Below are 12,225 nucleotides of genomic sequence, written 5' to 3'. Positions count from 1 at the left end.
TCTAAGTGCGATCCTTCGACGAGCTCAGGATGACAGGCCTACTCTTAGTTTTAACTCACACTCCGCTCTCCCCGCACTCCGCACCAAAAAATCCAAAAAACACTAAAATATTTAGCAAACTTGTATTACATTTGAAATATGTATGCAATTGTTGATATTGAGACTACCGGGGGACATGCCAGCGCTAATGGCATAACAGAAATTGCCATATGCATACATGATGGCAAAAAAGTGGTAAAACGTTTCCAGTCGCTGGTAAATCCACACAGGGAGATCCCGATTTATATTAGCGCGTTAACCGGCATTACCAACGAAATGGTGCAGCAGGCGCCGCCGTTTGAGGATGTTGCTGCCGATGTTTATCACCTCATTCACGGTAAAATATTTGTAGCCCATAACGTAAATTTCGACTATTCGTTTGTACGCTATCACCTGGCTGCTGCCGGCTACGATCTGCAAAGTAATAAACTATGTACCGTACGTTTGGGTCGAAAAATTTTACCCGGCTTACCGTCTTACAGTCTTGGGCGCTTATGCCGGCATTTAGGTATTGATAATGAAAGCCGTCACCGGGCCGCAGGCGATGCCGAGGCAACAGCGGAACTATTTACCCTGCTGCTCAACAGTGATAGCGACGGGCATATTAAAAATGCCTTAAAACAAAATTCAAAGGAACAATTACTGCCCCCTAATTTACCAAAAAAGGATGTGGACCAATTGCCATACACTCCCGGTGTATATTATTTTCATGATCAGAAAGGTAAAGTGATATATGTAGGCAAGGCCAAAAATCTGAAAAAACGGGTAAGCAGCCATTTTACAGGCAACAATCCTGGCTTACAGCGGCAGGAATTTTTACGCAATATTCACCAGGTAAGCTACCAGATTTGCGGCACCGAGCTTATTGCCTTTGTACTGGAAGCTATTGAAATTAAACGTCTTTGGCCAAAGTATAACCGGTCGTTAAAGCGTTTCGAAAACGCTTATTGCCTTTACGCTTTTGAAGACCAGCGTGGCTACCTGCGCCTTGCCGTTGATAAGCACCGCAAATACAGCGACCCTATATATACCTGCCATTCCCTTTTAGAGGGTTACAACCTGCTCAATAAGTTAATTGAAACTTTTAGCCTTTGCCCCAAACTGTGTTTTATACAAAAAAATAATAATCCCTGTGCAGGGGCATTGGGCGTGTCATGCGCGTGCGAAGGCATAGAGCCGGTTGATGATTACAACCGCAAAGTAAATAACGCTATTGACGAGCTTAAACAGGCCTTGCCTACCTATGCCATCCGCGATGAGGGCCGTACCGGCGATGAACATAGCTGTATACTCGTAGAAAAAGGTCAGTTTTATGGAATGGGATATGTATCTCATTATTTTGATGCTGATAATATCCAGCAGCTCAAGAATTACCTGACCCCTTATCCGGGCAATGACTATATCAAAAATATTGTTTCTACCTATGCCATGCGTTATCCTGATAGAATGGTGGTGTTTGCTCCTTAATTTGGTAAATAATTATCTTTAAAGTTAAAAAAAGTCACACAATTCATGTTTTGATGGGTTATCTAATTTAACAATCACCTATTAAAACATTATAAAAATGGACAGTATTAATCAACAACAACCCGAAGATAATTTTAAAGATTTAGGCGGCCCCGAGGCCATTTCAAAGATCAAAGAATTAGTAAACAGCGCCAAAAGCTGTTTTTTCCTGAGCAATATTAAAACAGGTATCCCTGCCTCCGTACGCCCTATGTCCGTGCAAAAGGTAGACGATGAAGGAAACTTATGGTTTTTGAGCGCTAAAGACAGCCACAAGAACAGCGACCTATCAACCGACCCAATGGTGCACCTGTTATTCCAGGGATCGGCACATTCTGATTTTCTAAACATTTATGGTATAGCCACCGTTAGCGATGATAAACAGAAGATCGACGAACTTTGGGAGCCCATACTAAAAGTCTGGTTTACAGAAGGTAAGGACGATCCGCGTATATCTGTTATAAAAGTTGAACCAACTGAAGGTTATTATTGGGATAACAAACACGGCAATGCCATAGCATTCATAAAACAATTAGCAGGCGCCGCTATAGGTAAAACGCTTGATGATTCTATTGAAGGCAAACTGAAAGTTGAATAAAACAAAGAGCCGGGTCTATTACGAGGGCACTGAAAAAGTCCAATTAATATGTGAGGTAAAAAGGAGGGCTTAAAAAAATCAATTTGATACGTTGAGAATCGTTTATACGACTCGGCGATGAGACTTGTAGGCCTATAAGACAAGGAAAAGGGGTTGTTCGTGCTTATTGAACAACCCCTTCATTTTTGCCGGATTTTCCGGGACTTTTTCAGTGCCCTCGTCTATTACCCGGCTCTTTGTTTTATATCTGCACATCTAATCTAACTCTTTATAACCCGCTGTATCTCATCCAGCTTCATCAGGGCCTCAACAGGGGTTAGCGTATTTACGTCAAGATTGTTCAGGGTATCGCGGATTTTCACCAGTACAGGGTCATCTATAGAAAACATTTGCATCTGCACAGCCTGTTTTTGCACTTTACGGATGCTTTCCTTAATATGCTCCCCACCGGTACGCTCGTTTTCCAGTTTCTTCAATATTTCGTTGGCGCGTGTAAGCACTTTTGGCGGCATACCGGCAAGTTTAGCCACGTGGATACCAAAGCTATGCTCACTGCCGCCGGGTATCAGCTTGCGCAGGAAAATGATCTGGTGGCCAACCTCTTTTACCGAAACATTAAAGTTTTTGATGCGATTAAAGCTGTTGCTCAATTCGTTGAGTTCATGATAGTGTGTGGCAAAAAGCGTTTTGGCTTTGGCGGCCGGGTGGTTATGCAAATACTCCGCAATGGACCAGGCAATGGAAATACCATCGTAAGTTGAGGTACCCCGGCCAATCTCGTCAAGCAGGATCAGGCTCCTGTCCGACAGGTTATTCAGGATACTGGCGGTTTCATTCATCTCCACCATAAAGGTTGATTCGCCCGATGACAGGTTATCCGATGCACCCACCCGGGTAAATATCTTATCAACCAAACCTATCGAAGCAGATTTAGCCGGTACGAAGCAGCCCATTTGCGCCATAAGAACAATCAGACCGGTTTGTCTCAACAGGGCCGATTTACCTGCCATGTTAGGGCCGGTAATAATGATGATTTGCTGTGTTTCCGAATCCAGGTAAACGTCGTTGGTGATATAGGTTTCGCCAAGCGGCAGGTTTTTCTCAATCACCGGATGGCGGCCGCCTTTAATATCCAGCTGTTTGCTTTCGCTCATCTCCGGCTTTACGTAGTAGTTTTTAATGGAGATGGTAGCGAAGTTAAGCAGCACATCCAAACGGGCTATAAGCTGGGCATTAAGCTGTATAGGCTTAATATATTCGGCAAGGGCATAAAGCAATTCGTTGTACAGGCGGGTTTCCAGCGCCAGTATCTTTTCTTCTGCACCTAATATCTGCTCTTCATATTCTTTGAGTTCGGGGGTAATGTATCGCTCCGCATTTACCAGCGTTTGCTTGCGGATCCATTCGGTAGGCACCTTATCGCGGTGGCTATGCGTAACTTCCAGGTAGTAGCCAAACACATTGTTAAACGATACTTTAAGCGATGGGATACCCGTTGCCTCGGCTTCGCGTTTCTGGATCTCGAGCAAATAGCCCTTACCACCGAAAGCGATCTTGCGCAGCCTGTCCAGTTCCTCATTAATACCCTCGTTCATTACCGAGCCTTTTACTATCATTACCGGGGGCTCAGGGTGCAGTTCCTTTTCTATTTTCTCGCAGATGAGTGTGCAGGGGTTTAGCTGCTCGCCTATGGCCCTTAGCGGCTGGCTTGGGGAGGTTTCGGCTATTTTTTTAATTTCGCCGATGGCAATCAGCGCCTTTTTAAGCTGGCACACTTCGCGCGGGTTGGCCCGTTGTAAACCTATTTTTGAAATGAGCCTCTCCAGGTCGCCTATCTGGCGAATGTATTGCTGCAGGTTTTCACGCAGCTCTTCCTGAGCTATGAGGTATTCAACCACCCCAAGTCGGTCGTTGATGGGTTTTATCTCTTTCAGAGGCATCACTATCCAGCGGCGCAGCAGGCGGGCTCCCATGGGCGAACAGGTATGGTCAAGCACATCAACCAGGGTTTTGGCGTTCTCGTTGGCCGAGCCTACCAGTTCGAGGTTGCGGATGCTGAACCTGTCTATCCACAAATAACGGTCTTCCTCAATACGGCTGATGGATGATATATGCTGCAGGTTGCGGTGTTCCGTTTCATTCAGGTAATGGATAGCCACACCTGCAGCTATTATACCGAGGTTAAGCTTATCAATCCCAAACCCTTTGAGCGATTTTACACCAAAGTGCTTGAGTAGCGTTTCATTGGCATAATCGCCGCTGTAGGGCCATTCATCGAGCGCGTAGGTGTAAAAGCTGTCGCCGTAGGTATCCTTAAAATCGCGCGAGCGGCTTTTGGGGTATATCACCTCGCTGGGCGAAAAACTTTGCAGCAGCTTGTCAATATAGTCGCTGTTGCCTTGCGCGGTGTGGAACTCGCCGGTTGAAATATCAATAAGGGCAATGCCTATAGTGTTCTTCTCAAAATGGAGCGAGGCCAGGTAGTTATTACTCTTTTGGTGCAGTATGTTATCATTGGTAGCCACGCCGGGGGTAACCAGTTCGGTAACGCCGCGCTTTACAATGGTTTTGGTAGTCTTTGGGTCTTCGAGCTGGTCGCAGATGGCTACACGCTGCCCGGCCCGTACCAGTTTGGGCAAATAAGTTTCGAGCGAATGGTGCGGGAAGCCGGCCAGCTCAATATGGGTGGCGGCGCCATTGGCCCGGCGGGTGAGCACAATGCCCAGTATGCCCGACGCTTTAACGGCATCCTCGCCAAAGGTTTCGTAAAAATCGCCCACGCGGAATAGCAGCAAAGCACCAGGGTACTTAGCCTTTATGGCATTGTATTGCTGCATTAAGGGGGTTTCTTTGGTAGTATCTTTAGCCAACGGTTATCCTTTTATTAATCGGCTAAGTTAATGCATTGACCGCTTTTTTACGGAATTGTGGAAAAGTTGAATATTGTGGATTATGGGGGTGTGGAGCGGGGTGCGAGTGGTGGGGTGCGGGGGTTTTCGTTTTTTAGAAATGCGAACATCGGGAACACCTGCGAACAGTCGCGGACTCCACCGAATGGATGCAAACACGACAAGCCGCCCTCCAAACACGTGCAGTACTGATCATCGACAATCACTTGCACCGGGTATTAATGTTTATTTGTAAAGTGACGCGAATGCCAAACAATATAAGGCGCCCCGGATACACAAATGCAAATAAGCCATTAAAAACAGCGTGTTAAGTGTAAAAGTACTTTACACTTATGTCCGTTATTGTAGATAGTAATGCACAATAATTAATTCTAAATTAATCATTAGTTTAAATAGATATATTTATTATATTTATTTAAGATTTCTGAAAATCAAATAGTTAAATAGTCATGGAAAATTTCGACTATAACTTATTGTATAAGACATTAACTCTTGGTTTCTTTATTTTAGGCCCGGTTTTACCTGCCTATTTGTTATATAAAATTGCCCCGCAAGATAAAATATTGGGCAAAGGTAATTTTGCCGGGTTTAACATCAATGCTACCGGTGCAACTGCTACATTCATCATCCTGTTCGCCGCTTTATATCCTAAAATAGACACTGTTTTTACTTCGATAGATGCCTATCAGCAAATGCAGAATGAGCGGGTTAATTTACCCTGGAAGGTTTACTTCAAAGTTCAACTGATGAATGATACCTCAGCTATCAGCACACTTGATTATGAAAAATATATTAAGCAAGATTCTATCATGTCGTCGCCAAGGCCCATGCGCTTTGATTATCAAACGCAAACGCTCAGCTTTTATATTGACAACGATGTGCTGCAGCAATCAGAAGGTCAGGTTGCGGGTACTTTGGTGCTCAGAAATGGTTTTGGTACCTGCAATTTTATTATTGATAAAAACTGTCGAAATCTCAAAAACAGGACAATTACTATAACTAAAAAGTTTTATAAAGCACACACTAATGATTATGCATCTTTAAAAAGCGTTCGGGACACCGGAGTTCGACACTTTAAAATGGCGAATAACATAATGCCACCCGCTGTTACAAACCCCTAACCATTTTATCATGAAACGTTTAGCATTAGTTTTCACACTGGCGTTCGTTTTTATAGCACATACCGCATTTGGTACAAATTTACGCGGGCAACTGGTAAGAAATATTAATGGCGTTTATTACCCGCTTGGGGGTGTAAGGGTTGACCTGATGGTGTGGAATGGTCAAAGCTGGATTGATGCTTCATATGCTATAACCGGTAATGATGGTTTCTATTTTTTTATTAATTGCGCCCCTAACACCATATTTTGTATTTCCGTATTTGGTCATTATTATCCACCTCAGCAACCACTAACTATACAAAACCTTGCTCCGCAATATTACCAGGACATACCGGTAATTTCTACCTGAATATTAGTTTAATATATGCCAGCTTATCTCTTTAACTCCGTAATGGTATGAGAATATTATTATTTACATTTTTTATAATCCTGGCCGCATCCGTATCGGGCGCGCAAACTATCTCGCGCGATTCGGCTATGGTGGAAAGCGCCAGCACCGATGCCAAAAATTTTAAACTTGACGGCAGCAACTTTAAAAAATTCAAGGCCCATCATTTTCCGGCTACTTCCGATTATTTTAAACCTACTCCGTTAAATGTAAGTGATACCACCTTCCTTAAAGATTCTACTTATGTAAAAACCTTCAGGCAACTGGCTTATAACAAAACTCTGCACCGCCGCACAACCGGGCATTCTGTTTTATTAATAGGTGGAATATCAGTAGCTGTTGTTGCCATTGTGGGCCTTATAGCTTTGGGCTCATCGAGCTGGGGTAATCAATAATAACACAAACTTTATTGCGGTAAATAGTATACGATATATGTAAAGGCATCCTTAGTGATGCCTTTACTTTTTATATTTAACTACAAATCAAAACCTTACCCCTATGTTCAATCTACCAATACCCACCGATAGCCTCTATAAATTTGCGTTTATGTTTGGTTTACTGTTAATTGTATTCTCTTTTTATTACAGAGATAGGCAATTAGATGAATATGATAAACACCAGGTTATTTATCAAGTTGATTCATTAGAGAAAGTTAAAGATGATAGTAATTTTCAGCTATCGGTAGATAGTGATGTAATGAAAGGTTATACAGCTGATTTGGAATCTAAAACAAAAGCTAATCTATTAACACAACAAATGATTATACAGGATTTGAATGATCTTGTAAATCAATATCCATTTATTTTGGATGATCGGAAAGCCGCTAAAATTTACAAACAAGAAACAGATACAACTATACACGCGATTTACCCTATAGGAGTTACAATGCCCTATCTTCAGAATTTTAAAGAATTTTGTTCAAGAATCAATAGTGTACTTTGGGAAAAGAATGAAAAAGTTATAAACGAATATGAGTTCTATTCAAGCAAACTCGAGTTGCAAGAGCGAACTTTTGAGCTTTTAGCGCATGCGGGGCTTCTACTATTTTTCCCGGGTTTATTGCTGTGGTACTTCCAAATTCAAAGGCCACAGGATAAACTTCTAAAAATACAATTAGCAGAAGCAAAAAAGAAAGTGACCATCACCGGGCGAAAGCATTTTGAACCTAAGATATTACCCCGGCCAAAGGTTAGGAATAGAGTATAAATACCAAACGAATTAATCTGATACTTTATCCCCCTCTAAATCTACACAGCCGGAAAAGCTTTACGCCTCATTTTCACATACCGGGCTATGATGTCATTATATATAGCCCTGTCGCAACCCGCAACCAGATCGGTTGACACACAAACGCGCTTTTCGCGAATACCCTCTTTGTTTATGGTAAAAAATATAGATAAGCCCTGACCGCATACCTTGCCGTAGCTAATGTCAATTACGTCTTTCCAGTAAATTACGGTATTGTCAATATAATAAATCAGCTTTTCGTCATCGAGCAGCAAGGCGGCCTTATCTTTTAAATCATAAGTGAAGCATTGCCTGCAATAATAAACCACCACCGCCGAAAGAATAGTGATTACCGGCAATAAACTGGGCCAGTTGTAGCTATCAAGGCTGGCAATGCAAATAAATGTCAGGGCAAATGGTATAACAATACCAACAAGCCATAACGCTTTGCTGCATCTGTAAGTAATAGTATTCATTATTAGGTTTGTGGAACACCTAAAGTAACAAAACCGATACAAAAAACCAAATTATTTACTGTCAGTATTACGGTTTTATTATTTCTCCGGTTTATCCGATTAATTTATCAGCTTGTTCTAAAATCACAAAAACAATTAATTACAACCTTAAGGAATATTATATTACTCAATTTGTGTGCACTATTTCACAATTAAGTGTATAACCGCTTTATCCTGCCAAACAAAGTGCAACAGGTAGTATTATACCGATACAGCTTATTCACTTAATCTATTCACTCATGAAAGCAAAAATCATCACATCAACCTCAATTATTTTATTATTGTTGACGGTTAACCTATACGCGTTTACCACACCCCTTGTCCCGGCTCCTAAAAGTGCGCACCGCTCCGATCGTAAGATGTCAATATCTGCGATGACTAAAAACCTGCAATTTGCCTTTGCTAAGGCCAACCTTGATGCAAAATATGATGAGCAGTTAAACCAGCTTGCGAAAGTATTGATTGAAGGAAAATATGCCGTGATACTTCGCGGCCATGCAGATTCTATCGGCACTTATGTTGGCAACTGGAAACTATCGCAAAAACGGGCCGACAGCGCAAGGGATTACCTCATGAAACTGGGCGTGCAGGAACAAAAAATAATAACTACCCCGCTGGGCAGCACTGTACCTATTGCTACCAATAAAACCCGCGAGGGCAGGCAAAAAAACCGCAGAGTAGAAATTTTAATAAAGGACGTGAATAATAACTTGAGCCTTAATTAAACTCTCCCTCCTATTATTGATGTGTTTATTGTTTATAGTAACGGGCTCTCAAACTTGGGAGTCCGTGCTATTATATACCTAAAATACTCCCCTTGTTGCCTTATGTTGCAGAAATGAATTTGTAAATCCTATTTTTTATTATTTACTTTGCATAACAAAGTACTTTTAATGTATGAAATTTTATAATTATTTCATTTCCGCCCTGCTGCTATTGCTTATTGAAGTATGTATAGGCAAGTATGCCCACGACAATCTAATCAGGCCTTACGGCGGCGATTTCCTGGTGGTGATACTGATTTACTGTATGGTTAAAAGTTTTTGGAATGCCCCGGTGATCAAAGCCGCAGCTCTTGTGCTGCTGTTCGCTTATGCTGTTGAGGTTTCGCAATATTTTCACTTAGTGGCGCTGCTTCACCTGCAGCATTCTGCAACAGCTTTGATGGTACTTGGAAGCGCTTTTTCATGGATGGATATGTTTTGCTATACTTTGGGTATTGCACTGGTAATAATTGTTGAAAAAATAAGATTAAGGTACAAAACCAAATGTGCCTCAATACAAGTTATATAACTATGGAGTATTTCGTTGCTGAAGATTCGATTGTACGTAAAATATGGGGCAAGGCAGATAATATCCTGTTTATTTTTGCAGGTGCCGGTGCCGAATTTGCTTTAAATAAAGCGGCCGACTGGCTCTATTTTACAGGGCGGCTCCCTGCCGATCCGCTGGGTCGCCTGTTCTCTACTGTGGCCTATTCAAGGCAGATCATTTTTTCGGAACGGGAAGCGGCATTGCAATCCATTGATAAAATTACAGCCATTCATAAAGGTGTTGAGGCCAGCCGCGGCATGCAGATACCAGACTGGGCCTATCGCGATGTGCTGTTCCTGCTTATCGATCTTTCCGTACGCTCTTATGAACTGCTGGAGCGCCCGCTTACTGATATGGAAAAAGCTCAGGTTTTTGCAGTTTTTAAGCGGGTGGGCACGCGGATGCAGCTTCATGATTTACCGGCCAGCTATACCGCATACCTGCACGCGCGTAATGAACACTTGCAGCAAAACCTGGTGAACAGTGCGCTAACCGCCGATCTTTACAAACAATACCGCAAACATCTGGGTCCTGTCCGTTACCAGATATTAAAGCAGGCGCAGTTGCTGGTTATATCGCCCCTGGTACGCAAACACCTGAGCTTAGGCCGGGTGCCCTGGCTGCTGCCGGTTTTATGGGTTTATAAATTATTCAGGCTCATCAGGCTGGAAAAGTTTCTGCGCGACGGACTGCTGCCGGTAGCCTATAAATCACAAATAAAAAACCTTGACCATTTATACATACAATCCTGAAAACTGTGAAAACTGGCATCCGTCACTTCTTTATTTTTGTTAGCCAGGAGGCTTTATCGTGCTTGTTCCCGGTGTTGGTTTTTACCATGCTGGCCGTATCGCACTTGTTTAAAGATATTATTCCCCGGTATGATTTTATGCTGCTGACCTGCCTTACCATACAGGCAGCCATGTATTATACCAAAATTGAAACCAAGGACGAGGTGCTGGTAATATGTATATTTCACCTGCTGGGTTTAGCAATGGAGCTTTTTAAGGTACATTATGGCTCATGGGCCTATCCGGAATTTGCTTATACTAAGATTTTCGGTGTACCGCTGTACAGCGGTTTTATGTACGCCAGTGTGGCCAGCTACCTGTGCCAGGCATGGCGACGGCTTGATATACAAATATTGCATTGGCCGCACCACAATACGGCGCGCGTAATAGGCGTACTCATTTACCTTAACTTTTTCAGCAATAAATTTATTTATGATGTGCGGTACGTGATAGGCTTGCTTATCCTATATTTTTTCAGGCGGTCGGTAGTGGTGTTTCATTTAGATGGCAGTGCCTATCGTATGCCCACTGTATTATCATTTATGCTCATAGGTTTTTTTATATGGCTGGCAGAAAACATAGCTACGCGTCTTGGCGCATGGAAATATGCCTACCAGCACCACGGCTGGACCATGGTAGATTATCAAAAAATAAGTTCATGGGGCTTCTTAGTGATTGTAAGCTTTATTATTGTAGCCGAACTCAAAATGCTGAAACAGGGTGTTAAACAAAGTGTCCCATTAACGCCGGCTACGCCTGTGTCATAAACTCGTTACATTTTATTCATTATAAAAAACTCACATTTTTAACAATGGAATAATATTTGTAACCATAAGGAAAAACAAAGATTATGTTAAGAATTATAAATAATTTACCGCAACATGTAGTTGGTATACATGCCTCTGGTGAAGTCACCAAAACCGATCTGGACAAAGTAGTAATACCACGCCTTGATGATCTGGCCAAAAAACAAGGCGAAATCAATTATTTGCTGGTGCTTGAAACCGGCGTACAGAATTTTACGGCCGGTGCCTGGTATGAAGACATTAAAGCCGGGCTAAAACACTTTACCGACTGGAACCGGATAGCCATCGTATCCGACCAAAAAGGAGTTGAATGGTTTACTGATGCGGTGAATTTCGCTATTCCAGGCAAATCAAAAGGTTTCCCGCTTACGGAACTGGATAAGGCTGTAAAATGGGTTAGCAAGGTTAATAAGCAACCCGCTGATTAATCATCCTCCATCTACAACTCTCTTATTACGCGGCAGGGGTTACCTGCTGCAACCACATTGGCAGGTATGCTCTTAGTTACCACGCTGCCTGCGCCAATGGTGGTATTATCGCCTATGGTTACTCCAGGGCATACAATTACCCCGCCTCCAAGCCATACATTACTGCCAATGGTAATAGGCGCCGCATATTCGGGCCCCTTAATGCGTTCAGCAGCTAACACGGGGTGATAGGCAGTATAGATCTGTACATTCGGCGCCAGAAATACGTTGTCACCAAAAGTTACCCGGGCGCAATCCAGTATAATACAATTAAAGTTCAGGAACAGGTTATCGCCGGCAAAAATATTAAACCCGTAATCGCAGTAAAATGGCGATTGTATATCGATGTTATTTTCAAAACTGCCCAGCAATTGTTTTAAAATAGCTTTCTTGCCGTCCTTATCGTCGTAATCTAAGGCGTTATACTCCATAAACAACTTTCGCGCGTTTGACCGGCCTGCGGTAAGTTCGGCGTCGCTCGCGTCATAAAGTTCACCATCGAGCATTTTTTGAAGTTCAGTTTTTATCATGAGGTAGTTTTGTG

General features: G+C 42.6%; 14 protein-coding genes. 11 read left to right on the top strand and 3 right to left on the bottom strand.

The features are described 5' to 3' along the window. Positions 1–138 precede the first annotated feature (138 nt). Entirely contained in the window at positions 139–1,506 is a 1,368-nt protein-coding gene (locus tag SNE25_RS14280) for an exonuclease domain-containing protein (protein ID WP_321565780.1), read from the top strand. 97 nt (positions 1,507–1,603) lie between these two features. After that, positions 1,604–2,143 carry a pyridoxamine 5'-phosphate oxidase family protein gene (locus SNE25_RS14275; RefSeq protein WP_321565779.1) on the top strand — a complete coding sequence of 180 codons (540 nt, stop codon included), beginning with the start codon at positions 1,604–1,606 and terminating at the stop codon, positions 2,141–2,143. Positions 2,144–2,403: 260 nt separating this feature from the next. Here SNE25_RS14275 and mutS read toward each other — a convergent pair whose 3' ends face one another. Further along, positions 2,404–5,013, bottom strand: coding sequence for a DNA mismatch repair protein MutS (gene mutS, locus SNE25_RS14270; protein WP_321565778.1), 2,610 nt, complete (start codon positions 5,011–5,013; stop codon positions 2,404–2,406). Positions 5,014–5,501: 488 nt separating this feature from the next. Between mutS and SNE25_RS14265 the strand changes: the two genes are divergently transcribed. From SNE25_RS14265 to SNE25_RS14250, 4 genes are all read left to right on the top strand, one after another. Beyond that, entirely contained in the window at positions 5,502–6,173 is a 672-nt protein-coding gene (locus SNE25_RS14265) for a hypothetical protein (RefSeq protein ID WP_321565777.1), read from the top strand. A 10-nt stretch (positions 6,174–6,183) separates the two neighbouring features. Next, entirely contained in the window at positions 6,184–6,522 is a 339-nt protein-coding gene (locus SNE25_RS14260; protein WP_321565776.1) for a hypothetical protein, read from the top strand. 47 nt (positions 6,523–6,569) lie between these two features. Further along, positions 6,570–6,956 carry a hypothetical protein gene (locus SNE25_RS14255; protein WP_321565775.1) on the top strand — a complete coding sequence of 129 codons (387 nt, stop codon included), beginning with the start codon at positions 6,570–6,572 and terminating at the stop codon, positions 6,954–6,956. A 103-nt stretch (positions 6,957–7,059) separates the two neighbouring features. Beyond that, a complete protein-coding gene (locus SNE25_RS14250; protein WP_321565774.1) occupies positions 7,060–7,767 on the top strand; it encodes a hypothetical protein in 708 nt (235 codons plus the stop codon). A gap of 41 nt (positions 7,768–7,808) precedes the next feature. Here SNE25_RS14250 and SNE25_RS14245 read toward each other — a convergent pair whose 3' ends face one another. Beyond that, positions 7,809–8,264, bottom strand: a complete 456-nt coding sequence (locus tag SNE25_RS14245) for a hypothetical protein (RefSeq protein ID WP_321565773.1) — start codon at positions 8,262–8,264, stop codon at positions 7,809–7,811. Between the two features lie 278 nt (positions 8,265–8,542). On the opposite strand from SNE25_RS14245, the gene SNE25_RS14240 reads away from it, so the two are divergent. The 5 genes from SNE25_RS14240 (at position 8,543) to SNE25_RS14220 (ending at position 11,642) form a co-directional block, all read left to right on the top strand. After that, positions 8,543–9,028 carry an OmpA family protein gene (locus SNE25_RS14240; RefSeq protein ID WP_321565772.1) on the top strand — a complete coding sequence of 162 codons (486 nt, stop codon included), beginning with the start codon at positions 8,543–8,545 and terminating at the stop codon, positions 9,026–9,028. 172 nt (positions 9,029–9,200) lie between these two features. Beyond that, positions 9,201–9,596: a ribosomal maturation YjgA family protein gene (locus SNE25_RS14235; protein WP_321565771.1), complete on the top strand. Its 396-nt coding sequence runs from the start codon at positions 9,201–9,203 to the stop codon at positions 9,594–9,596. Between the two features lie 2 nt (positions 9,597–9,598). After that, a complete protein-coding gene (locus SNE25_RS14230) occupies positions 9,599–10,369 on the top strand; it encodes an oxygenase MpaB family protein (RefSeq protein ID WP_321565770.1) in 771 nt (256 codons plus the stop codon). Between the two features lie 5 nt (positions 10,370–10,374). After that, positions 10,375–11,175, top strand: a complete 801-nt coding sequence (locus SNE25_RS14225) for a DUF817 domain-containing protein (protein WP_321565769.1) — start codon at positions 10,375–10,377, stop codon at positions 11,173–11,175. An 83-nt stretch (positions 11,176–11,258) separates the two neighbouring features. Continuing rightward, complete coding sequence (locus tag SNE25_RS14220) at positions 11,259–11,642, top strand: SpoIIAA family protein (RefSeq protein ID WP_321565768.1); 384 nt, start codon at positions 11,259–11,261, stop codon at positions 11,640–11,642. Between the two features lie 11 nt (positions 11,643–11,653). Here the strand turns inward: SNE25_RS14220 and SNE25_RS14215 are convergent, their stop codons facing one another. Continuing rightward, the gene (locus SNE25_RS14215) at positions 11,654–12,211 is read right to left on the bottom strand and encodes a sugar O-acetyltransferase (RefSeq protein ID WP_321565767.1); all 558 of its coding nucleotides are present in this window, start codon (positions 12,209–12,211) and stop codon (positions 11,654–11,656) included. Between the last annotated feature and the right edge of the window lie 14 nt (positions 12,212–12,225).

Origin of the sequence: Mucilaginibacter sabulilitoris (assembly GCF_034262375.1) — a bacterium.
GTDB classification, from domain to species: domain Bacteria; phylum Bacteroidota; class Bacteroidia; order Sphingobacteriales; family Sphingobacteriaceae; genus Mucilaginibacter; species Mucilaginibacter sabulilitoris.
Note: the sequence above shows the minus strand (reverse complement) of the source record. Positions and strands in the feature narration are given on the sequence as shown.